Origin of the sequence: Chitinophaga sp. Hz27 (assembly GCF_042263525.1) — a bacterium.
Lineage (GTDB): Bacteria > Bacteroidota > Bacteroidia > Chitinophagales > Chitinophagaceae > Chitinophaga.
The window spans coordinates 302,534-324,242 of sequence record NZ_JBHKFJ010000001.1; the positions used below are offsets into that span (position 1 = coordinate 302,534).

General features: G+C 45.4%; 22 protein-coding genes. 13 read left to right on the forward strand and 9 right to left on the reverse strand.

From position 1 onward, the window contains the following. Nucleotides 1–7 precede the first annotated feature (7 nt). The 5 genes from ACE38W_RS01475 to ACE38W_RS01495 all read right to left on the reverse strand — a co-directional run bounded on the left by ACE38W_RS01475 (nt 8) and on the right by ACE38W_RS01495 (nt 3,710). Nucleotides 8–943 carry a ring-cleaving dioxygenase gene (locus ACE38W_RS01475; RefSeq protein ID WP_375828448.1) on the reverse strand — a complete coding sequence of 312 codons (936 nt, stop codon included), beginning with the start codon at nt 941–943 and terminating at the stop codon, nt 8–10. A 6-nt stretch (nt 944–949) separates the two neighbouring features. Next, on the reverse strand, nt 950–1,273 hold the full coding sequence (locus tag ACE38W_RS01480; protein WP_375828449.1) for a hypothetical protein: 324 nt from the start codon (nt 1,271–1,273) through the stop codon (nt 950–952). 6 nt (nt 1,274–1,279) lie between these two features. Further along, on the reverse strand, nt 1,280–2,005 hold the full coding sequence (locus tag ACE38W_RS01485; RefSeq protein ID WP_375828450.1) for a pirin family protein: 726 nt from the start codon (nt 2,003–2,005) through the stop codon (nt 1,280–1,282). A 132-nt stretch (nt 2,006–2,137) separates the two neighbouring features. Then, complete coding sequence (locus ACE38W_RS01490) at nt 2,138–3,379, reverse strand: RNA polymerase sigma factor (protein WP_375828451.1); 1,242 nt, start codon at nt 3,377–3,379, stop codon at nt 2,138–2,140. Beyond that, the gene (locus ACE38W_RS01495) at nt 3,366–3,710 is read right to left on the reverse strand and encodes a YciI family protein (protein WP_375828452.1); all 345 of its coding nucleotides are present in this window, start codon (nt 3,708–3,710) and stop codon (nt 3,366–3,368) included. Before ACE38W_RS01495 ends, ACE38W_RS01490 begins: the two co-directional genes overlap by 14 nt. Before the next feature lie 87 nt (nt 3,711–3,797). On the opposite strand from ACE38W_RS01495, the gene ACE38W_RS01500 reads away from it, so the two are divergent. From ACE38W_RS01500 to ACE38W_RS01530, 7 genes are all read left to right on the forward strand, one after another. Next, nucleotides 3,798–6,434 (forward strand): M1 family metallopeptidase, encoded by a 2,637-nt coding sequence (locus ACE38W_RS01500; protein ID WP_375828453.1) that lies wholly within the window; start codon nt 3,798–3,800, stop codon nt 6,432–6,434. A gap of 139 nt (nt 6,435–6,573) precedes the next feature. Continuing rightward, entirely contained in the window at nt 6,574–8,700 is a 2,127-nt protein-coding gene (locus ACE38W_RS01505) for a GDSL-type esterase/lipase family protein (RefSeq protein ID WP_375828454.1), read from the forward strand. Between the two features lie 142 nt (nt 8,701–8,842). After that, the gene (locus tag ACE38W_RS01510; protein WP_375828455.1) at nt 8,843–9,949 is read left to right on the forward strand and encodes a sensor histidine kinase; all 1,107 of its coding nucleotides are present in this window, start codon (nt 8,843–8,845) and stop codon (nt 9,947–9,949) included. Beyond that, the gene (locus ACE38W_RS01515) at nt 9,946–10,665 is read left to right on the forward strand and encodes a LytR/AlgR family response regulator transcription factor (protein WP_375828456.1); all 720 of its coding nucleotides are present in this window, start codon (nt 9,946–9,948) and stop codon (nt 10,663–10,665) included. Before ACE38W_RS01510 ends, ACE38W_RS01515 begins: the two co-directional genes overlap by 4 nt. An 83-nt stretch (nt 10,666–10,748) precedes the next feature. Continuing rightward, nucleotides 10,749–11,513 carry a class I SAM-dependent methyltransferase gene (locus ACE38W_RS01520; protein ID WP_375828457.1) on the forward strand — a complete coding sequence of 255 codons (765 nt, stop codon included), beginning with the start codon at nt 10,749–10,751 and terminating at the stop codon, nt 11,511–11,513. A gap of 39 nt (nt 11,514–11,552) precedes the next feature. Further along, the gene (locus ACE38W_RS01525) at nt 11,553–12,413 is read left to right on the forward strand and encodes a helix-turn-helix domain-containing protein (RefSeq protein WP_375828458.1); all 861 of its coding nucleotides are present in this window, start codon (nt 11,553–11,555) and stop codon (nt 12,411–12,413) included. 59 nt (nt 12,414–12,472) lie between these two features. Beyond that, on the forward strand, nt 12,473–13,168 hold the full coding sequence (locus ACE38W_RS01530; RefSeq protein WP_375828459.1) for an SIP domain-containing protein: 696 nt from the start codon (nt 12,473–12,475) through the stop codon (nt 13,166–13,168). A gap of 58 nt (nt 13,169–13,226) precedes the next feature. On the opposite strand, the gene ACE38W_RS01535 is transcribed toward ACE38W_RS01530, so the two are convergent. Both ACE38W_RS01535 and ACE38W_RS01540 read right to left on the reverse strand, forming a co-directional pair. Beyond that, on the reverse strand, nt 13,227–13,757 hold the full coding sequence (locus tag ACE38W_RS01535; RefSeq protein WP_375828460.1) for a GNAT family N-acetyltransferase: 531 nt from the start codon (nt 13,755–13,757) through the stop codon (nt 13,227–13,229). 9 nt (nt 13,758–13,766) lie between these two features. Beyond that, nucleotides 13,767–14,348 (reverse strand): histidine phosphatase family protein, encoded by a 582-nt coding sequence (locus ACE38W_RS01540; RefSeq protein WP_375828461.1) that lies wholly within the window; start codon nt 14,346–14,348, stop codon nt 13,767–13,769. Nucleotides 14,349–14,503: 155 nt separating this feature from the next. Between ACE38W_RS01540 and ACE38W_RS01545 the strand changes: the two genes are divergently transcribed. Beyond that, a complete protein-coding gene (locus ACE38W_RS01545; protein ID WP_375828462.1) occupies nt 14,504–15,577 on the forward strand; it encodes a class I fructose-bisphosphate aldolase in 1,074 nt (357 codons plus the stop codon). A gap of 79 nt (nt 15,578–15,656) precedes the next feature. On the opposite strand, the gene ACE38W_RS01550 is transcribed toward ACE38W_RS01545, so the two are convergent. Continuing rightward, nucleotides 15,657–16,907: a glutamate-5-semialdehyde dehydrogenase gene (locus ACE38W_RS01550; RefSeq protein ID WP_375828463.1), complete on the reverse strand. Its 1,251-nt coding sequence runs from the start codon at nt 16,905–16,907 to the stop codon at nt 15,657–15,659. A gap of 12 nt (nt 16,908–16,919) precedes the next feature. Next, nucleotides 16,920–17,954 carry a glutamate 5-kinase gene (gene proB / locus ACE38W_RS01555; RefSeq protein WP_375828464.1) on the reverse strand — a complete coding sequence of 345 codons (1,035 nt, stop codon included), beginning with the start codon at nt 17,952–17,954 and terminating at the stop codon, nt 16,920–16,922. 80 nt (nt 17,955–18,034) lie between these two features. Between proB and ACE38W_RS01560 the strand changes: the two genes are divergently transcribed. The 5 genes from ACE38W_RS01560 to ACE38W_RS01580 all read left to right on the forward strand — a co-directional run bounded on the left by ACE38W_RS01560 (nt 18,035) and on the right by ACE38W_RS01580 (nt 21,532). Next, nucleotides 18,035–18,718, forward strand: coding sequence for a response regulator transcription factor (locus tag ACE38W_RS01560; protein WP_375828465.1), 684 nt, complete (start codon nt 18,035–18,037; stop codon nt 18,716–18,718). 1 nt (nt 18,719) lies between these two features. Further along, nucleotides 18,720–20,087: an ATP-binding protein gene (locus tag ACE38W_RS01565; protein ID WP_375828466.1), complete on the forward strand. Its 1,368-nt coding sequence runs from the start codon at nt 18,720–18,722 to the stop codon at nt 20,085–20,087. A 99-nt stretch (nt 20,088–20,186) separates the two neighbouring features. Further along, complete coding sequence (locus ACE38W_RS01570) at nt 20,187–20,624, forward strand: hypothetical protein (protein WP_375828467.1); 438 nt, start codon at nt 20,187–20,189, stop codon at nt 20,622–20,624. Nucleotides 20,625–20,659: 35 nt separating this feature from the next. After that, nucleotides 20,660–21,040 carry a hypothetical protein gene (locus ACE38W_RS01575; protein WP_375828468.1) on the forward strand — a complete coding sequence of 127 codons (381 nt, stop codon included), beginning with the start codon at nt 20,660–20,662 and terminating at the stop codon, nt 21,038–21,040. Nucleotides 21,041–21,088: 48 nt separating this feature from the next. Beyond that, nucleotides 21,089–21,532, forward strand: a complete 444-nt coding sequence (locus ACE38W_RS01580; RefSeq protein WP_375828469.1) for a hypothetical protein — start codon at nt 21,089–21,091, stop codon at nt 21,530–21,532. Nucleotides 21,533–21,709 lie beyond the last annotated feature (177 nt).

Consider the following 21,709-nt stretch of genomic DNA (forward strand, 5'->3'; position numbering starts at 1 on the left):
AAGTGATTTAGTGTAAAACAGGTAACACTTTTTCAATTTCTTCTCTCGCTGGTTCGTACTGTTTAGGCAGTCGCAAACTGGTGCCAAGTTGTTCCAGTGGCTCATCTACAGTGAATCCTGGATTGTCGGTAGCGATTTCGAATAATACGCCACCTGGTTCACGGAAGTAAAGAGAGTAGAAGTAGTCACGGTCAATTTTCGGTGTGATCTGTAATCCTTTACGCAGGATCTTATCTCTGAATTCCATTTGGATATTATCATCAGCAACACGGAATGCTACGTGGTGGTTAGTACCGCCGGCATTGTATCCGCGAGGGCCATCTGGTGCTTCCAGCAGATCGATCAGGTTAGCCTGTTCTACTGCATTGGTAGCAAAACGATAACGATTGCCTTCCTGTGATTGCAGTTCGTAGCCGAAGATATCTGTCAGGATTTTTGCTGTAGGTTCAATACTACGAAGCATCAATGTAGTACTGTGAAAACCTTTTGTAGCCACGTCTTTGTTGACTTCGGCGGTTGTCCAGCCCGTTCTGGTATCTACTTTAGAAGGTTCTACCATGGTCAGCTGCAGTCCATCAGGGTCTGTGAAACTGAGGATTTTCTCTCCAAATCTTTCACTAACTTCTGTATATGGAACATTATATTTTTTAAACCTTTCTTTCCAGAATTCAATGCTACCCTGAGGTACGCTATAGGCGATTTCGGTGGCCATACCAGTACCTGCCTGTCCTTTAGAAATATTTTCCCAAGGGAAGAAGGTAAGGATGGTGCCTGGTGTACCATGTTCATCTCCAAAATAGAAGTGATAGGTACCAGGATCGTCGAAGTTGACGGTTTTCTTTACCAGTCGCAGTCCCATTACTTTGGTATAGAAGTCATAGTTACGTTGCGCATCTGCTGCGATGGCGGTGATGTGGTGAAGGCCTAAAATATTGTTATTCATAGTAATTTATTTAGTGGTTATATTTTCAAATGCTGTTCTGATTTCATTTTCTAACAGGCCGCTACCGCCGCCATAGTGGCGGATAATTTTAGTATCGGGTGCTGTTATGTCTACCTGTGTTTTGATGAAGTTTTCATCTTCAGGTGTAACGCCTACGGCAAGTAAAATACCATCGTAGGTGTTGTTGGAAATTAGGCTGGTAGCTTCTTCCAGACTTGTTGCTATGCTGCCTTTCCATCCAGAGTGGCTGTTCATGAGCCTATGCAATACCTGCATGATTTCAGGATGATAGCCTATTGCCAGCAGGTTAAGCGATAATTTACTAGTCATGATCTTTTAGTTTTCAAGGTTCATCGGTACGTCTGTTACCAGTATTTCGGCATGCTGACTTTTTACTGTTCCGTTAAAGCTGCTGGCATCTCTGATGCCGAGGGCATCGCCGGCAGACAAGCTATGTCCGTCTATTTCCACGTTGCCGCTAATGAGATATACATATGCGCCATTTTCTTTTTTGCGGATATCATAGCTAAATGTTTCACCAGCATCGAAGCGACCAATACTTAACCAGGCATCCTGTTGGATACGGGCGGTATGTGCTCCTGCTTCCGGCGCCACGATAGTGCCAAATTTATGCTGGATGTCTGCTTCGTTTAGCTGTACCTGTGAGTAAGCAGGTGCGCTGTTGAGCTGTGCTGGATATATCCATATTTGCAGAAAGCGCGTAGCCTTATCCTGTTCATGATTGTATTCGCTGTGAAAAACGCCGCTGCCAGTGCTCATCAGCTGTATCTCTCCTTCCTTAACAACTTTTTCATTGCCAAGGTTATCTTTATGGATGAGGCTTCCTTCCAGCGGTATGGAAATGATCTCCATATTATCATGCGGGTGACGGCCAAATCCTTTTGCAGCCCGCACTGTGTCGTCGTTGAACACGCGCAATGCCCCGAAGCTCATCCTTTTAGGATTATAGTAATCCGCAAAACTGAACGTCTTTTTGCTGTCGAGCCATTCGTTAAACTCATGGTGGCGGCTGTCTTCCTTATGAAATATATACTTGCTCATATACGTCGTTGCTTTGTTTTGTGATACAAATTTCCGACGTATCTGCTCCGTGAGCAATGAACTGGATTAAGAAAGCGTCTTAACCTAGATTAAGAAATGGAGGATATATGTATAAATTGATGATAACCAGTGTTATTTATCTGCAATTTGACGCATCAGGCGGGTAAGCGTTTGTTTTGCTGTTATAGAAGGGGTCAGGGAGATAGCTTGCTGGTAGTGGATTATAGCGGTTTGGGGAGCGATTTTCTGATATAGATAGCCTAATAATGCATAATAATAACTGCTTTCGGTTAGTTGTAGTTTAAGTGTCTCTTTAATAGCCTCCTGCACGCCATAAACCCTTGAAAGAGCAAATGCCCTGTTCAGGGCAGTAATGGGGCTGTAAACGATTACTATCAGTTGATTGTAGAGGTCGAGGATATGCGGCCATTTGGCTTCCGTATCCGGTGTGGTATGCCAGTAAGCAATGGCGGCTTCAATATGGTATCTGCTCAATTCATTGCCGGTACAGGCATTAACGAGGAAATAATTTCCCCGGTCGATCAGCTGCTGGTCCCAGCGAGAACGGTCCTGCTCTTCGAAGAGGAGTGTCTCCCCTTCATTATTGGTACGTGCATCCAGCCTGGAGCTCTGATAGCACATTAAAGCCAGTAGCGCATTGATAGCAGGTGTATTGGTCAGCGTTGTATCTGTGAGCACCAGCGCCAGCCTGATGGCTTCTGCACATAGCTCTTTGCGTATAGTCAATGAGCTGGTCTGAGAGAAATAGCCTTCATTAAATAACAAGTATATCGTTGTCTGCACGGTTTCCAGGCGATGTTGCACTTCTTCTTCCTGGAGGGTGTCTAAACGGAATGATTCATTACGAAGTCGCTCTTTGGCGCGCTGCAGCCGCTTTTTAATAGTTTCTGGCTTAGCGAGAAAAGCCCGGGCAATCTCTTCTATGCTAAATCCGCATAATACCTGTAATGCAAGCGCAATTTGTGCTTCGGGTGCATTATGTGGGTTACATACCGCAAATATCATTGCCAGCTGACTATCATTGATCAGCTGTTCTGTGAAATCTATTTCTGGGAAGATGCTGAACTCGTGTTGTTGTAACGCAGTAGTGACAGTGGTTTCGAAGATCTGCTGTCGTTTGAGATAATCCCTGGTTTTATTTTTTGCCACTGTATATAACCATCCGGAAGGATTGTCAGGAATACCTTTCAGCGCCCAGTTTTCAGCTGCAATCAAAAATACCTCACTCACGATATCCTCTGCAATCTCTATATGTTTAAGGCCAAAATGACGGCATAGTACAGCCGTCATCCTGGCGAATTCACGTCGGAATAAATGGGGGAGAAGTTGTGCAGTGGCGTTATTTGTGGTCATGTGGCTTCATTAGTTCCCTGACTTCTATACTACCGCCTACCTTGAAGATTGGGTTCTCCTGTGCGATGGCTACCGCCTCTTCTATGGTTTCCGTACGAACAATAATATAACCGCTGATAAATTCTTTTATCTCTGCAAAAGGACCATCTGTAACGATACCGCCTGGCTTTACAGTTTTTGCCTGCACAGGAGATAGGGTATTGCCTTTATCGGCTAGTTTGTTCTGTGCAGCTATGCTGGCCAGCCAGTTCATTCTCTCCTGTAGCTGCTCTGGTGAAGGCTTTGCGTCTGAGGAATTGTTCAGTCGGAAGATTAGTGCGAACTCTTTCATGATAGTTTATTTTTTTATACCCCTATGACGATCGGCCTGGTCATAGTGGGACAAAAATCCGCATAATTTTTTTCAATATTAAGTTAAATGAAATCTGCCAGCGTTATCCCGTTACGATCTCCACAGGAAATGATTTATATTTACACCTTTACTATTACCAGCCAACAAATTCTGATGAAAGCATTGCTTACTGGCCTGGTGTTGCTGACAGCAACCGCACCGGCTACATTTGCGCAAGCACAGCACCCAGTACCTGTAACTACAGGAGTTTCCCTGGAACTTGCCACATACAGACATAAAGTTATCTCTGATATTAATTATGCGTTGTCGCTGAAAATACCGGCTGACAAAGCTTCCACTATCGCTGCAAAGGAGAAAATCACCTTTGCCCTCAAAGAAGCTGTACAGCCATTACAACTGGATTTTAAACAACCAGTTGCTAATATCAGCGCACTGGTGGTAAATGATAAAACTATCACCCCTGTAATAGAACAGGAACACCTGGTGATACCAGCTGAGCACCTGAAAGCAGGTAAAAATACCATCCGTATTGCGTTTACTGCCGGTGAGGGCTCCCTCAACCGCAACGCAGAATATCTTTATGCACTGTTTGTGCCCGACAGAGCAAGGTTTGTTTTCCCCTGCTTTGATCAGCCAGACCTGAAAGCGAAATTTAAACTGACCATGGAAGTGCCTAGCGACTGGAAAGTGCTGGCCAATGGGCTTTCAAAAGATACTGCCAGTGCAGTAAACCCAACGTCTGTTTATCATTTTGCAGCAACAGAGAAATTACCTACCTACCTCTTTTCTTTTACTGCAGGGAAATATAGCCAGGCGGAACAAAACCTGGATGGTCGCAATGCTACTTTTCTTTACCGCGAAAAAGATCCTGGCGCTAATATAGATTCTGTATTCAGGTTACATAAGGAAGCCATCCGCTTCCTGGAAGATTGGACTGGGATCGCTTTTCCTTTCCAGAAAATAGGTTTCGTTGCCATTCCTGACTTTCAGTTTGGAGGTATGGAACATCCGGGAGAAGTGCAGTACAAAGCAGCCTCCCTGTTCCTGCAAAACCCCACCAGAGACCAGCTACTGTCACGTACCAACCTGATCTCCCATGAAACGGCACATATGTGGTTCGGCGACCTGGTAACCATGAAATGGTTCAACGACGTTTGGATGAAAGAAGTATTTGCCAATTTTATGGCGGATAAAGTGGCGGAAAAGCTCCAGGGCAGTGAATCTTTTAATCTACGTTTCCTGCAGGACCACTACAATCTTGCCTATGGCGTAGATCGTACTGCTGGCGCTAATCCTATCCGTCAACAACTAGATAACCTCCAGGATGCTGGCACCATGTACGGTAATATCATCTATCACAAAGCACCCATTATGATGCGCCAGATAGAACTGCTCATGGGCAAGGAAAACTTCCAGAAAGGAGTGCGTGAATATCTGCATACCTACTCCTATAGCAACGCTACCTGGGACGATCTTATCGCAATACTGGCAAAATATACCACTGCTGATCTTTACAAATGGAATACCGTGTGGGTTAATCAGCCAGGACGTCCTGTGTTTGACTACCAGCTGAATTTTGATGGAGACAAAATTAGTCAGTTACGCATAACCCAACAACCTGAATCCGGCGCGGCAAGGTTATGGCCTCAATCGTTTGATGTCACGCTGGTGTATCCGGATGCTACTACCAGCATTCGTGTAAATATGCAGGAGCAGGCAATGGATATCCCTGAAGCAACAGGCAAGCCAAGACCACTTTTCATTCTCTTTAATGGCAACGGTTTAGGCTATGGATTGTTCCCTTCCGATCCGAGTGAGAAATCTAAAATAGGTCGCCTGAAAAGCCCTATCAACAGAGCCTCCGCTTATGTCAATGCTTATGAGAACATGCTGGCTAACAGGACATATGCTCCTGGAGAATTACTGGCAGCTTTCACAGAGGCATTAGCCACAGAACAGGAAGAAACTAACCTGAAACAACTCACCGGATATATCTCTACACTCTTCTGGGAATTTACCAAACCAGCGGAACGTAGCACCATCGTGGCTTCTATGGAGCAGAAGATCTGGGATGCCATGGAAAAACAAACAACACCGAATAATCGTAAACTGCTGTTCAAAGCTTACCAGGATATTTACTTAAGTCCGGAAGCAGGTGAGAAAGTATTTAATATCTGGCAAACACAGAAAGCACCGGAAAATGTGAAGCTGTCGGAAGAAGATTATATCTCGCTGGCACTGACCATTGCGCTGAAAAAGGGAGATGTATCTGTAATCACACAGCAACAGGAACGCCTGAAAGACAACGATAAGAAAGATCGATTAACATTTCTTATTCCTGCTTTATCACCTGATGCGGCCACCAGAGAACAATTCTTCAATAGCCTGAAAGAAAGGAAAAACAGGGCGAAAGAATCCTGGGTGGCCGTGGGGCTGGCTTACCTTCATCATCCGTTGCGTCAGCAATATTCGAGAAAGTTCCTCCCGGAAAGTCTGAATATGCTGGAAGAAATTCAACGTACCGGCGATATCTTCTTTCCGCAATCATGGCTGGGCGCTATTTTCTCTAACTACCAGGATGCCGCGGCATGGCAGGTGGTGCAGGATTTCCTGAGAGATCATCCTGATTATAATACTAAGCTGAAAAGTAAAATCCTTCAGACTACTGATAATTTATACAGAGCGCAACAATTGCTAAAATAATATCCGGACTTATTCCAACGAAAAGAGGGCTGCCAATGGCAGCCCTCTTTTCGTTGGCGGAATGTTTTCACGTAAACGTATGCACAGCTTTTATTTTCGCATTAAAAGTTGTTTCTTGACAATGAATTATTCTACGGAAATGAAAAACATCCTTTTTTGCCTCAGCGTGCTACTATGCTTGCTGAGCCATGCTTTTAACGTGATCGCACAGGCACCTGTAAAAATTGCGTGTATAGGTAGTAGTTATACCTATGCCGACGGGACCGCCAACAGAGAAAAAAATGCTTACCCCGCTCAATTACAGACGATGCTGTCTGACAAATACCAGGTGAAGAATTTTGGTGTAGCCGGCACTGGTATACTCAAAACCGGTCGTCTGCCTTACTGGAAAACCAATGAGTATAAAGAGGCGCTGCAATTCGCTGCTGACCTGGTTTTTATAGAACCCGGCATTGCAGATACTCAGTCGCCGGATAACCAGCAACTGCTACATTATGCCATCGACCTGAAAGATCTTATCAGCTCTTTTCGTGTAGCCAATCCCGATGCGCGTGTCGTGCTGTTGCTGACGATCCCTGCTGATATGCCGGATAGCAGTGCTATAACGGAAAAGCCTATACGCCAGCAGACGGTGCAACTGATACAGCAAACAGCCTATGAAACGGGAGCGGAAGTAGTGAATGTGGATATGCTGCTGAGCAAAGAAAATATGATGCCCGATAAAGTGCATATCTCACCGTTAGGAACGGCGATTATTTCACGACGACTCTATGAAGTGGTGCAGCAGCCCGTTCAGAAGGGGTTTGATATCTTCCCGAAACTTAAATATAACCAAACATACTCCTCTTTCTATGGCTATAAAATGACCACATTCACTTTCAATAACCGTGAATGTAAAGTTGTACAGCCACATCGTGTCATGCCCGGACAGCCATGGATATGGCGTGCCAGATTCTGGGGGCATGAACCGCAGACGGATATCGCATTGCTGGAAAGAGGCTACCATGTGGTGTATTGCGATGCCAGCGAATTGTTTGGTAACAAGGAAGCGGTAAGTCTTTGGAATAAATATTATGACCTGCTGCATAGCAATGGCCTGGCGAAAAAGGCCGCCATGGAGGGAATGAGCAGGGGAGGTATATATGTTTATAACTGGGCTGCCGTAAATCCTGATAAGGTATCCTGCGTGTATGCCGACAATCCTGTGTTGGACTTGCTAAGCTGGCCTGGAGGCACAATCACGCATAAACGCGCCGATAAGGAATGGGCGCAATTTAAGGCTGATTACGGATTTACGACAGAGGAAGCAGCCTTGGAATTTAAAGGAAGTCCGCTCTATAATGTAGCTGCTATCGTTAGAGGAGCTTATCCTATGCTACATGTAGTGGGCGATGCAGATGATCTTGTACCCGTTGCTGAAAATACAGCCTTGTTTGAAAAAGCAGTGAAAGCTGCTGGCGGCGATATTACTGTGATCCATAAGCCAGGCATGGGGCATCACCCGCATTCGCTGCCTAATCCCAAGCCTATCGTGGATTTTATCCTCGCTGCTGCCGGGCATAAAACAAATTTTGCTGCTATCGCTACGCCAGGCGTGGAATATAGAGCAGCGGCCGGCTGGAGTGATGGAAAAGATTGGTGGGGACAATACGATGATATCAATAACCTCCTTGATGCATCAAAGCCGTTGGATATCCTGATGCTGGGCAACTCTATTACGCAGGGCACGGGTGGTCATCGGCATTTTGTGACCAGCAAGCCCGGTTTTGCTGTATTTGATAGCCTGTACCGCGGACATTCCTGGGAAAGCGCCGGTATATCAGGCGATAGAACGCAGCATGTGCTGTGGAGAGTACAGCATGGTAGTTATATGAAAGCCGCGCCTAAAGTGCTGGTGTTAACGATCGGTGTCAATAATTTCGATGATGATGCCGGATCAGAAATCGCTGCTGGTATCAAAGAAATCTACCAGTGGCTGCTTAAAAATATGCCATCAACCAAGGTTATACTCCTGGGGCCATTGCCCGCTGGCCTCACCGCCGATCATTACAAAAGAGTAAAATACCAACAGATACAAGGAATATTGGAATCAATAGTGCCGGCAGAAAGTCGCACCCTGGTGAAACAGCTGGCCACCACCATGATCCTGGAAAATGGAGATTTGAATCCAAAGTATTACAAAAAAGATGGCGTACATCTTACCGCCGAAGGATATGCAGCATGGGCGGGCGTTATAGGCAAATCCGTTTTGAGCGCCTTAAAATAACTCACTTTATTGAAAAGCTAGTCATCAGGAATTATCCCGGTGATTAGCTTTTTCGTTGGAGAAAAAATGACGTTTGTAGCTCGGGTATTGATCTGTATAGAATAAATTTAACAGGCGAATTTCTTTGTTTGAGATTAGCATTATGAATATTGCAAGCATCAGCGAAAGAATCCACAACAATATGGGCCTGCGAGCAGCCATGCATATCCTGTTCTGGATGGTGATCTTCGCCACCAACGTTTATACGACAACGATATCATTCAATATCTTCAACAAGTTTGACCCTTCCGTGCTGTGGGAGCTCGCCGCCATTGGCACCATATCACTTGCTGCCAGCTACTATGCCGTCATCAATATCCTGGTACCTTGGGTGAGAAAACGCAACTATGCTGCCGCCATTATCGGTTTCTTGTTGATAGTGATTTTTTATGCCCTGGTAAATGCACTGACCGAAAAACCAATACTGGAGGGCTGTTCCAGTTGTATGGCGCAGCTAAGATCCAGTGGTAACGGTTATGCTGAATTCCTACAGGCCAACTGGTCTGGGCGCTTATTAGCTAAAGTGCTCTCCATGGGCATGCTGATCAATCTTATATATTCACTGGCTACGCCGCTTGCTATCAAGCTTACCTTGCAGTCCTTCCGTCAACGGTTGGCGGCCAGCCAGCTTGAAAAAGAAAATATCCAATTGGAATTTAATTTCCTAAAATCGCAGATAAACCCACATTTTCTGTTTAATTCGCTCAATAATATCTATGGGCTGATACTAAAAACAGATAATGAACGCGCTGCCTCCACAGTGGCCCAGCTATCTGCTTTCCTCCGCTACACTATTTACAATCAGGGAACCGACAGTGTGCCACTCAGCAAAGAAATTCAGCTGTTGCGTGATTATGTTAGCCTGGAAAAGGTACGATTGAACCATACCAATGCTGTGCTGCAGGTGACGACAGATGAGCAGCCGTATATGATAACTTCTTTGTTATTGCTGCCCGTCCTCGAAAATGCATTTAAATTTAGTGCAGATAAACCCGGCGCTTATATTCGTATAGTCTTGCTGGTGAGTAACGGACATCTGGATTTACAGGTGGTGAATACAGTAGATGACGATAAACAGCTGAAATCCGGTGGTGGTATAGGTTTACAGAATTTGAGAAAACGACTGGAATTATTTTATCCGGGGAAATATCAATATACATTTAACAGCAATGATCTGCAATACCAGGTAAAACTGCAATTAGTATTATGAGAGTAATGAATTGTATGGTGGTAGATGATGAACCGATTGCCAGAGACATCATCATCAGTTACATAAACCAGACACCCGGGCTTCAATTGGTAGCTGCTTGCAGCAGCGCCATTGAAGCCTATGAGGCTTTACATACCAACCAGGTGGACTTGTTATGGCTGGACATACAAATGCCGGTCATCACTGGTACAGATTTCCTTAGGTCACTTCCAGCGCCTCCATTGGTTATCTTTACTACTGCTTTCTCTGATTTTGCGGTAGAAGGTTTTGAATTGAACTCTGTGGATTATTTGCTGAAACCTATTACTTATCAGCGATTTCTACAAGCCACACAGAAGGCCAGGGAACGCTTTGCTGCAAAGGCATTGCAGTCTGCGCCGCCAGCAGAGAAGCCAGATCTCAACTATCTCTTTATCCGCGATGGCAGTAAGTTAATACGGTTGGAATATGACCAGATCAGGTATATAGAAGCAGAGAAAGATTATAGCTATGTTTTTCTGAAAGATAGAAAACTCTTGCTCAGTATGCATTTAAAGCAGTTGGAACAATTGCTGCCGGCACATTTGTTTATGCGCATACATCGTTCTTATGTGGTGAAGTTATCAAGTGTGAAGGCGATCAAGGGTAATGTGGTGGAGGTGGATGCACTGGAATTGCCTATAGGAGCGAGTTACAAGGCTGCTTTGTTTACGGCGCTTCAAATTAACGGGGGATAGGTTTTTCCGCAGGCAGATCGTATTTTTACCGAACCATTTAAGATGGTAATGATTTGCCTTTATTTATTCGCACTTAGATTTTTATGATGTCCCCCAAGATTACTTATGAATATGAGCGCATAACAGATATTAAGCGCCTGAATTTTATCACCAACAGTCTGCAGCAGGTTATCCCGGCTAACGCAAATATTTTGGACGTAGGATGTGGTAATGGCGTTATTACGCGTCACCTGGGCCAGTTTGGCTATAATGTGCTGGGCATAGATGTCAGCGACAAAACAATAGCAGTAGCCCGTAGCAAAAATACTTTAGCTAATGTTAGATTTGAAGTGATGAGTGCGGAAGAGCTGGTAGCCAGTGGCGCACAGTATGATGCGGTGATCTGCAGCGAAGTGCTGGAGCATTTGCATGATCCGGGGGTGTTGTTAAAAACAATTTATCAGTCATTGAAAGATAATGGTACTTTGATAGTTACGGTACCTAACGGCATGGGTCCCAGAGAGGTTTTTGTGACTAAGCCTATGCTGAAAGTGCGCAGGAATCCGGGTTTGCAAGCATTTGTCAATAAAGTGAAAGGTGCATTGGGATATAAAGGTACCACGGTGCAGTCGCAGGCGGATAACCTGGATCATGTACAATTCTTTACCCGCGCAGATCTTCGCGCACTGGCCTCTGCCAATAACTTCGATATTATTAAAATATCCCGTACCAACTTCGTAGAAGACGTCTTCCCTTTTTCTATGCTTACCAAGCGAGTGAAATCGTTGCAGTCGCTGGATTGTCAGGTAGCAGAGCTGCTGCCATTGGGCTTTACCGGTGGGTTCAATACGATCTGGAAGAAGAAATAATTTCCATGCAGATTAGCGAATAGCTCCTACATTTGGACTATGAAATCTTCCAGGGCTGCTATTCCCAGATATAAGCTTCCTGTTGATGCAAAGGCAGGGATGCAGGTGCATTCACATGAGGATCCACCTGAAAACATGGACCATGACATTTATGCGCCGCATCGTGATGAGCATTACCTCATGGTCTTTGCTTATGGTGGCGGGTATAAGGCGAAGATTGATTTTCGGACTGTACAAAAATCAGGACGTTTTATCGGCTTGATGCTACCGGGCCAGGTACATCAGTTGTTAGAAATCAAAAATATGGAGGGGTACTCCCTTACGTTTGATCCCAGTTTGATGCCGGTAGCGCTGAAACCTACTTTGGAGGCCTATTTCCGGGATACGTCTACCTTCGATGCCAGCGCCCTGCTAATGGAACAGATGAGTGAAATGCTGGAGATATTAATGAAGCTCCGTGAACAGTCCGATGATGCCTTTACCGCCTTTGCCATGCATAGTATACTGCAAGGTATGCTGGGCCTCGTTGCCGGCAACTTAGAAGCCTTGCAGACAGGTAGGAAACCAGATAATCGGGCGGCCATCATCAACAGAGAGTTTCAGCTATTATTACAGGAGCATTTCAAAAACTGGAAGAGTCCAGGTGATTATGCCAAAGCCCTGCATATCACGCCCACACATCTCAACGATACCATCAAAGAGGTAAGCGGTATTGCTGTTTCTCAGCATATCCAGCACCAGGTAGTGCTGGAAGCCAAGCGCCTGCTGTATTATACGACGCTTACCGTTACAGAAATAGCTTATGAATTAGGTTATGAAGATGTTGGATATTTTACCCGTATGTTTAAAAAGCAGGCCGGTGTAACCGCCTTATCGTTTCGTAAGGAATTCCGTAAATAGTCCTATAGTTCCCTTTGTTTGTGCCAATTTAAAAAGAGATTTCGCAGTTGCTTTGTATCATGATTACAAGCATAGAAAAAAGGGAAGTATCCCTACTCGAGAATATCTTTATAAAAACAGGTAAAGTACTGGCGGTACGTACCTGGGACACCGGCGATTTTTATGAAGTTGACCTGCATCTGCCAAAAGCAAAACCAGCGCACTGGAATACAGTACAGCGCATTATTTGCAGGACTGCCAGCTTTCACTATTGCGACTATACGCCTGCGCAATGGGATTGTTCCACTAAAACCTGTACTTTATTTATCGACGGCGGCCACAATGGCCGTGGGTGCCGGTGGGTGCGTAGTCTTCAACCTGATGATGCCCTGCATTATGCCAGCATTGATGCGGTAAAACAGGCGCCGGCACAGGATACCTACCCCATCTTTTTGGGAGATCAATCGGCTATAGGACATTTCAGTGCTTTACAGCAGTTGTCGCCTAACGGCAACGCAGCTACGGGAATTATGGTGGTGAATAAGCCCGAACATAAGGAGGAATTCGTAGACAAGTGCCGATGGCTGCAGTTAACGCCAGTATCCCGTGATGAAAATTATTTCGACTATTTATCAGCCATGCTACAGCAGCTGCCACCTAAAAACTATACCTTCTTCCTGGCAGGAAACTCGTACCTGGTGGCAAATACACGTAAATTTCTGCGGGAAAAAGGTTTCCAGAACGGCCAGATTAAAGCGCAGGGATTCTGGCATTAATTGTGCTGCCACAATGCCGGAGATATTAGCGTATAGGCTTTATAGTTAGGGAGATAGTTCAGACAGTTGTTGCTGTCAGTACAAAGGTTATTTCTGCTGCGATTCCATCAGGCCATACTTTTTGAAACCCTTGTTTTTCCAGGGCTTGTATGGATTTTAGGTTGGCAGGAACCACGTTGGCGGCTATTTTCCGGGCATGCATCTTTTTAAAGGCAAAACTAAGAACAGCGCTCATGGCTTCCTGTATAAACCCTTTTCCCTGCCAGGAGGGGAGCAGCTCATAACCTATTTCCACACTGTCTTCATCGGCATCAAAATTCCACAGGCCGATTGTGCCAATGAGATCAGGCGCATCATTTGCGGTGATGGCCCAATAAAGTGTTGCTGCATTGGCGACATTGTTATTGATAGCGGTAATAAACCGCTGTGCGGCCTCCAGGTTGGTACAGGGATCCCGGTCCAGGTATTTGTTTACTTCCGGATCAGCGCGGAGCTGGTAAATAGTTGCATCATCTGTGGGCAGCAGCTCACGGAGTATCAGCCTGTCGGTGCTGAGAACGGGGAATGGATAAAAGTCTGTATGTAACATAAGAGGTGGTTATTCTTCCAAATGTTGAACGCAATTGTAAAGATGGCAACTCCAGCTATTATCTGAATGCAGTAATTCTGTCACTGCGGTATTTTTTAACATAGTTTGGTGCGGTGCGTCTGGTACAAGGTGCCCTATCAATTTACGAATAAATCCACCATGACTAACAATCAGGATATTTTTTCCTTCATGTTGCGCGATTAGGTCGTTGAAGAAGGCCATACCTCTGTTAACGATGGCTTCTGTGGTTTCTACGCCTAAGTCTAACTGTTTCCATTCAGCCCCCCATTGTTCAATACGTTCTGCTTCTGTGGTGCCTTCTATCTGACCGCCGCTGGCTTCGCGCAGGCGATCATCCTGACGGATGTCTGTCAGCTCAATTGCTGTAGCAATAATGCGGGCAGTTTCTTTTGCACGGTCGAGGTGACTGCTATATATCAGCTCCCAGGGTTCGCCTATGAGGCGTTGTCCTAATCTGCGGGCTTGTTCTCTGCCTTCTTCATCTAAGGGGATATCAGAGCTTCCCTGTAATCTTCCTGCTTTGTTCCAGGCTGTCGAGCCATGTCTGATAATTGCTATACGGGTCGTCATATCGCTGTTAATACTAATTTCTGGTGCGCAAAGATACGAAAATCGTTGGGGGTGTCATAGCAGACTGGGAATGTTCACAGAACAAGACAAGTAACCAGCTGTTTATCTTTTTGAAGATTTAATTATTTAAATTTAGAGAGATAAAAAGCAATCGTATGTTATCCTTAGAAAAAATTAGTGAATTACTAGGAAAAGACAGTGAGATGCTGCTGGCGCACAACAGCAATACTATCCATAAATCTATGCTGCATCTGCCGGGACCCGACACGGTGAATGATATCTATGGGCCTAGTAGCCGTAACCCGCAGGTATTGCGTAGTTTGGGTCAGCTCTTCGGTAGTGGCCGCCTGGGAGGAACGGGTTATATGTCTATCCTTCCAGTGGATCAGGGCGTGGAACATAGTGCCGGCGCCTCTTTTGCAAAGAACCCTGCTTACTTTGATCCTGAGAATATTGTCAGACTGGGCATTGAAGGTGGCTGCAACGCAGTAGCTTCCACCTTTGGTGTACTGGCGGCAGTTTCCAGGAAATATGCCCATAAAATACCTTTCATCGTTAAGATCAATCATAACCAGTTGCTTACTTATCCTAACCGTTTTGATGAAGTATTATACGGTACGGTGGAAGAAGCCTGGAACCTCGGTGCAGCAGCAGTAGGAGCCACTATATATTTCGGCTCCGAAAATGCTGACAGGCAGCTGGTAGAAATTGCGCAGGCATTTGAACATGCCCATGAACTGGGAATGGCTACAGTACTCTGGTGTTACCTGCGCAACGACGCTTTCAAGAAAGATGTGGACTATGATCTGTCGGCGGATTTAACCGGACAAGCCAATCATCTCGGTGTTACCATCCAGGCAGATATCATCAAACAAAAACTACCGGAAGTCAATGGTGGCTTTAAAGCATTGAATACTGGCGGTTCTTCTTATGGAAAACTGGATGAGCGTATCTATACAGAACTTACCAGTGATAATCCAATAGATCTTTGTCGGTACCAGGTGGCTAACTGCTATATGGGGCGCATGGGACTTATCAATTCAGGTGGTGCTTCCAAGGGTAGCGAAGATTTAGCGGATGCAGTACGTTCTGCGGTGATTAATAAACGTGCGGGTGGGGCCGGGCTTATCTCTGGCAGAAAGGCGTTCCAGCGGCCTATGGTGGATGGTGTAGCGTTGCTACATGCCATACAGGATGTTTATTTGAACACCGGTGTTACTATTGCCTGATGCTTCTGTTATAGCTTTCTCCACAAAAAGGGCGGTGCTTTCGGCGCCGCCCTTTTTGCAAAGGCGCAATTACAAAAATTTATTCCCTGATCTGGCCTGCACCATACACCACCCATTTCTCTGTCACTAGTTTTTCTAATGCAAAAGGTCCACGGGCATGTAGTTTTTGGGTGGAAATCCCTATTTCTGCGCCCAGTCCGAATACGCCGCCATCGGTGAAACGCGTCGAGGCGTTGACGTATACGGCAGCGGCATCTACGGCGTTGAGGAATTCCTCGCTGACAGCGGGATCGCGGGAGATGATAGCTTCACTGTGTTTACTGGAGTATTCCTGGATATGCGCCAGCGCTTCTGACAGGCCGCTTACTACTTTTACGGAGCATTTCAACGAGAGAAATTCACGGCCAAAATCTTCCAGGGTGGCAGCATGCAGCTGAGGATAACCGGCTGCCTGCAAATATTGGAAGGCTAACGGTTCCGCATATACGTCTACATGATGAGCTGCTAGTTGCGGCGTCAATATGCGTAGGAAATCCGCTGCCACAGCACTATCTACTAAAACGGTATCCAGGGCGTTGCATACAGATGGTCGGGATACCTTAGCATTGGTAACGATCAACGCGGCTTGTTCCAGGTCTGCAGATTTTTCAACATAAGTATGGCAAACACCTGCACCTGTTTCGATAACAGGCACTTTGGAATTAGCTCTTACGAAGTCTATCAGCTGTTGTGAGCCGCGTGGGATGATGATGTCAATATATTTAACTGCTGTCAGCATTTCGGTAACGAAAGCCCTGTCTGTGGGCAGTAGCTGAACAGCATGGATATCTGTATTATATTTTTGCAGGCATTCCTGGATGAGGGACACCAGGATGGTATTGGTATCCAGCGCATCGGAGCCGCCGCGAAGTACGCATACATTACCACTGCGGATGCATAAGGCGGCTACGTCTACGGTTACGTTGGGACGTGATTCGTAGATAACACCAACAACGCCTAATGGAACAGTTTTTTTCTGTATCAGCAAACCATTGTCCAGGTGGCGTTCCAGCAGGAGTTCGTTGGCAGGGTCGGGCAAACGGGCGATGTCTTTAACGCTGCTGGCCAAGCTACGTATACGCGCACCTGTTAGTAAGAGACGGTCTTTTTTGGGGTCATCGTCCGGCATACGGTCCAGGTCCAGCTTATTGGCAGTCATGATTTCGGAGGCTCTTACCAGCAGCATATCTGCGAGGTCATGTAATAGCTCCTGGCGTTGGGCGTCAGCAAGCTGGCGTAAAGAGGAAGAAGCGTTCTTTGCCTGTTCCAGCAATGGTAGTATGGTATGCATGTCGGGGATTATTTAAAGCAGCACGATATCATCAGCATGTGCTACCTCTGTGTTCTGTTGCTTGCCGTTTTGTTCCAGCACGTCGGAGGAGAGCTTTGCTCTGCCTACTGCGATAGCGATATTTTGTTCATTAACGATTTCAATTACTTCTCCGCCTTCGAATTTCTCCAGTATTTCCTTCACACCTACGGCGAGTAAGCTATGTCTTTTTTCCAGTGCCTCCTGTGCGCCTGCGTCGATGAGTACACGACCGGTAACAAGACTGCCACTGGCCAGCCATTTACGGCGGGCGGGGATACTGCAGGGCTGTGGTAAACACAGGGTGCCTGTATCGCCCTTCATGGCTTGTAAAATACCATCCGTGGTACGAATACCGAAGATGACCACACGGATACCCATGCGGGTCGCGAGTCGCGCGAAGGTCAGTTTAGATACCATGCCTCCGAGTCCAAGCGCTGATTTCTCTTTGTCAGCAAGGCCCAGCGCCTGTTGGTCGATTTCATCTATCTGTTTAACTACCTTTCCTTCACGGTCCAGTACACCTGCAACGGAGGTGCTGAATAGTAGGAGAGAGGCACCAAATCCAACAGCAATAAGGGTTGCCAGCTCGTCGTTATCAGAAAATTTCAGCTCTGTACTACTTACCACATCGTTTTCGTTGGCAATGGGGATGATATTGTTAGCCCATAATTCTTCGTAGGTACGTTTCAGTTGTAGGAACTGTTCACGCCCGGAGAAATGCTGGCGTTCACAGAGGCTCTGTGCCACTGCGATGCCATAGGGGGCAAAATAACGGCTATATTTGTTTAGCAACAGGGGGTTGCCAATGGCGGCTGCGGCCTTACGCTCGCTGATAGTGCCACCATAGTGCTTCATAAACTGTCTGCCCGCAGCTACCGCGCCAGACGATACCAGCACGATATGGTATGCTTCATGCAATTCCGCTACCTGACGCGCTATTCCGGCAATAACGGTTTCGTCCAGATCACCATTTTCCCTGGTGATAGACGCCGTTCCAAATTTGATGACAAGTATTGGTTTGCTCACTTTTTAGGATTATTTGCCGCCAAATTATTAAAAGACTACGAACTTTAATAGCGTTTACCAAGAATTACAGACCTTTGGATATGATCCGTATACTCGTAATAGAAGATGAAGCCCGCGTGGGAATGCTTATCAGGAGAGGATTGGAGGAGCAAGGCTATGAAGTTACCCTGGCCCGCGACGGAGACGCCGGACTTAAACTGGCGCTTACTGGGGAATTTGAACTGGTTATCACTGATATTATCCTGCCAGGTACAGATGGACTGGTATTAAGCCGTAGCATTCGTAATGCGCTGCCTAATATGCCTATCCTGATGCTTACCGCCCTGGGTACCACTGATGATAAGGTAGAAGGCTTTGATGCCGGTGCAGATGATTACCTGGTAAAGCCATTCGACTTACGGGAGCTGTTGGTACGTATACGCGCCCTATTGAAAAGAAATACACAGCCGGTACAAGCTGCACCAGCAAAGCTGAAATACGCTGACCTGGAAATGAACCTGCAAACGAAAATCGTTACCAGAGGCGGAAAAGAGATCAATCTCACCCCAAAAGAATTTCGCTTGCTGGAATACATGATGCAACACCATGAGCGGGTACTTTCCCGCACCGAGATCGCTGAAAATGTTTGGGATACACATTTCGATACAGGAACTAACTTCATTGACGTCTATATTAATTATCTTCGTAAAAAGGTAGATAAAGAATTTTCCGTAAAACTGATACATACCAAACCCGGTATGGGATTCATTTTTAAAGCAGGATAACATGAAAATCCGAACGCGGCTGACCTTATTGTTCACCGGCATCATCGCAGCCTTGCTACTCTTATTTGTAGCAGCGGTATACGTGTCGTATGCCAACGATCGTGAAGATGAATACTATGTAAACCTGCGCCAGCAGGCTATTACCAAAGCTAACCTCCTGTTTGATGCACAAATAGATCCACAGGTATTACAGCTGATATATAAGAATTCTTCCGGTAGCCTCTCACAAGAAGAAGTAGCCATCTATGATACGGCTTTCCACCTGCTATACCACGATGCCGTGGATATCGACAAAGTGAAAGAAACACCGGTGATGCTGAAAAAAATCTCCCAGCAGCAGGAGCTGATGTTTAAACAGGGGAAATTACAGGTGGTGGGCTTCGTCTATAAACATAATAACCAGGTATACCTGATAACAGCCGTGGCAGAAGATGAATACGGACTGGCGAGGCTCCGTTACCTGGCTTATATACTCGCCTTTTCCTTCCTGGGCGCTGTAATATTGGTGTTTGTTGCCGGTCAGTTGTTTGCACGTCAGGCCCTGAAACCTGTGTCAGACATGGTAGACAGAGTAGAGGAAATCACCGCTACCAACCTGGATTTGCGCTTACAGGAAGGTAATGGGAAAGACGAGATTGCAGAACTGGCAATCACTTTCAATGCGATGCTGGACAGGTTGGAACAATCTTTTGATGCACAGAAACAATTCGTATCTAATATTTCTCATGAACTGAGAACACCTTTGACAGCCATGATGGCCGAACTTGAGATTTCCGCTTCCCGGGAAAGGCCTGCAGATGAATATCTTGCCAGTATGCGTCATGCCATCTCCGATGCACAGAAACTGGTGAAGCTCTCCAATAGCTTGCTGGACCTGGCAAAAGCCAGCTATGATCCTGCTGAGATCAAATTCAAAGACATGCGCCTCGATGAAGTGCTGGTAGAAGCCCGGAAAGAATTGCTGAAAACGCATCCTTTCTACCGCATACATATCAACTTCGAGGAAAGCATGGAAGACAGCGATGTGCTAACCATTGCAGGAAACGAATACTTACTGAAAGTGGCCTTCGTGAACCTCATGGAAAACGGTTGTAAATTCTCTGCTTCCCATGAAATGCAGGTGGTGGTAACCTGGTTTAAAGATCATACCCTCCTGCGTTTTATCGATACAGGCGTAGGTATTTCCAAACAAGACCTTCCGAATATCTTCACCCCTTTTTACCGTGGAAAAAACAAGGAATATGCTGATGGTAATGGTATCGGTTTGTCGCTGGCCGCAAGAATAGTGCGCCTGCATAAAGGCACTATCAGTGTGGTTTCCAAAGAAAACCACGGTACTACGTTTACCGTAGAATTCCAGCACATGTAAAGCTTTTTATCCAGTAGCATAATAGCGATGGAGATATGGTTTTTTAAATAGATATTTGTATTGTGTTGCCAACACGCTATTAAATTATTACTGTAGTTTATGTTCAAGTATTATCGTTGGTGTGTGGTGTTTCCTCCTATCCTCACCATTGTTTTAATTTTGGGGTTTGTAGTCGGTGCAATGATTGCAGGCCATAACTGGCTTAATTATAAGACAACCACCGGTGCGGGCATTCTCATGGTGATATTACTCTCCATCATATTAGGCGTTCTGTTTTTACCTGTTTTCCTCAATAACAGAGCGGATGTCAGGGAAAACGCCGTTAAAAGATTTTTATCCTGGTGGTTATTGCCAGGAACCTGGTTCATCTACTTGTTGTTAAACGGAAAGGGCGCAGCTGCTTTCTTCGATGGTAGCATGTACTGCTTCTTTCTGGTGGGCGCCGTAATGCATATTGCAGGTAGCGTAGCAGCATATGTGATGTTTGACCGCGACCTGAAAGAATTCATGAAAGAATATGGCCGGCATGATGCTTAAACAACCAGATGAAGACTTCATGAAATATGCTGCCTATGTTCAAGTATTATCGTTTCTGCGTTATATATCCCTTTGTAATCAGTCTGGTGTTCATTATCAAAGAGTTTATACAATATGGTGGTAATTTTTTCAAAAGCTATCTGATTGTTACTACGTTAGTTGTCGGAGGATTAGCTGCGCTGGCCTACCTGCCTGTGTTCTTACTTGCATTCGAAGAAAAACAAAAACGCACCTCTCAAAACTGGTTATACTGGTGGATAGGGCCAATTACAATGTTGCTGGTGCTATGTGCTTTCTTTTTATATTGGGTGTTAAGCTTTGGCTTCTTAATGCTAAGCCCTTATTTAGTGGGTGGATTAATTGGAAGGAAAAAATATAAAACAGAGTATACTGCAACTATACATGATCCTGAGTAAAGTTGAGTTTATCATAATATTAATGGGAGATCCCTGTAGCCTATGTCTATGAGTAAGTATTACAGTTGGTGTGTGATTTATCCTGCGACGCTGACTATCCTTTTAACGGTGTTATGTACTATCGTTGTAAGTCCGGTAGATCAGGGCGCTGATTTTGCAGGGTATCGATTAGGTATTACCCTTATCGAAATTATACGGTTGGGTGTTTTACTGGCAATATTGTTTGCACCTGTTTTCCTGAATAGCAGATCAGAAATACGTGAAAGCCCGATTAAAAGGTATTTGTCGTGGTGGTTGCTGCCAGGCGCCTATTTAATCTTTTTAATCAGTGCAGCGTTCCCGATAAAACCCGGCGCTATCAGCTTAGAGAAGGGAACTGCCTATATCTATATTGCAGTGGTGGCGCATATTGCCGGAAGTCTGGTAGGCTGGTTTTTGTTTAACAAGGCCCTGGAGAAGGAGCCGCAGGAATATGATCAGTATAAATCATAGCAGGTAGTTAACCGTAGCTTGTTATGCAGTAGGATGTGAGTGGAGCATTATTATATTGTATTGTTTTTTTTGTGTAGATGATTGGTGCGAGATGATTAGCTATAAAATCCCTGTACCATGCGCAAATACATCAACTTTTGTTTTACTTGGCCGCTGTTGGTAAGCTTTTGCTCAACG

Excerpts from the sequence above, each read along its gene's own strand:
- ACE38W_RS01565 (WP_375828466.1), top strand. The coding sequence starts at position 18,720 with ATGAAAATCCGAACGCGGCTGACCTTATTGTTCACCGGCATCATCGCA.
- ACE38W_RS01545 (WP_375828462.1), top strand. The coding sequence starts at position 14,504 with ATGTTATCCTTAGAAAAAATTAGTGAATTACTAGGAAAAGACAGTGAG.
- ACE38W_RS01475 (WP_375828448.1), bottom strand. The coding sequence starts at position 943 with ATGAATAACAATATTTTAGGCCTTCACCACATCACCGCCATCGCAGCA.
- ACE38W_RS01515 (WP_375828456.1), top strand. The coding sequence starts at position 9,946 with ATGAGAGTAATGAATTGTATGGTGGTAGATGATGAACCGATTGCCAGA.
- ACE38W_RS01580 (WP_375828469.1), top strand. The coding sequence starts at position 21,089 with ATGAGTAAGTATTACAGTTGGTGTGTGATTTATCCTGCGACGCTGACT.
- ACE38W_RS01490 (WP_375828451.1), bottom strand. The coding sequence starts at position 3,379 with ATGACCACAAATAACGCCACTGCACAACTTCTCCCCCATTTATTCCGA.
- ACE38W_RS01535 (WP_375828460.1), bottom strand. The coding sequence starts at position 13,757 with ATGTTACATACAGACTTTTATCCATTCCCCGTTCTCAGCACCGACAGG.
- ACE38W_RS01570 (WP_375828467.1), top strand. The coding sequence starts at position 20,187 with ATGTTCAAGTATTATCGTTGGTGTGTGGTGTTTCCTCCTATCCTCACC.
- ACE38W_RS01530 (WP_375828459.1), top strand. The coding sequence starts at position 12,473 with ATGATTACAAGCATAGAAAAAAGGGAAGTATCCCTACTCGAGAATATC.
- ACE38W_RS01525 (WP_375828458.1), top strand. The coding sequence starts at position 11,553 with ATGAAATCTTCCAGGGCTGCTATTCCCAGATATAAGCTTCCTGTTGAT.
- ACE38W_RS01510 (WP_375828455.1), top strand. The coding sequence starts at position 8,843 with ATGAATATTGCAAGCATCAGCGAAAGAATCCACAACAATATGGGCCTG.
- ACE38W_RS01575 (WP_375828468.1), top strand. The coding sequence starts at position 20,660 with ATGTTCAAGTATTATCGTTTCTGCGTTATATATCCCTTTGTAATCAGT.
- ACE38W_RS01560 (WP_375828465.1), top strand. The coding sequence starts at position 18,035 with ATGATCCGTATACTCGTAATAGAAGATGAAGCCCGCGTGGGAATGCTT.
- ACE38W_RS01520 (WP_375828457.1), top strand. The coding sequence starts at position 10,749 with ATGATGTCCCCCAAGATTACTTATGAATATGAGCGCATAACAGATATT.
- ACE38W_RS01485 (WP_375828450.1), bottom strand. The coding sequence starts at position 2,005 with ATGAGCAAGTATATATTTCATAAGGAAGACAGCCGCCACCATGAGTTT.
- ACE38W_RS01505 (WP_375828454.1), top strand. The coding sequence starts at position 6,574 with ATGAAAAACATCCTTTTTTGCCTCAGCGTGCTACTATGCTTGCTGAGC.
- ACE38W_RS01550 (WP_375828463.1), bottom strand. The coding sequence starts at position 16,907 with ATGCATACCATACTACCATTGCTGGAACAGGCAAAGAACGCTTCTTCC.
- ACE38W_RS01495 (WP_375828452.1), bottom strand. The coding sequence starts at position 3,710 with ATGAAAGAGTTCGCACTAATCTTCCGACTGAACAATTCCTCAGACGCA.
- ACE38W_RS01500 (WP_375828453.1), top strand. The coding sequence starts at position 3,798 with ATGAAATCTGCCAGCGTTATCCCGTTACGATCTCCACAGGAAATGATT.
- ACE38W_RS01540 (WP_375828461.1), bottom strand. The coding sequence starts at position 14,348 with ATGACGACCCGTATAGCAATTATCAGACATGGCTCGACAGCCTGGAAC.
- ACE38W_RS01480 (WP_375828449.1), bottom strand. The coding sequence starts at position 1,273 with ATGACTAGTAAATTATCGCTTAACCTGCTGGCAATAGGCTATCATCCT.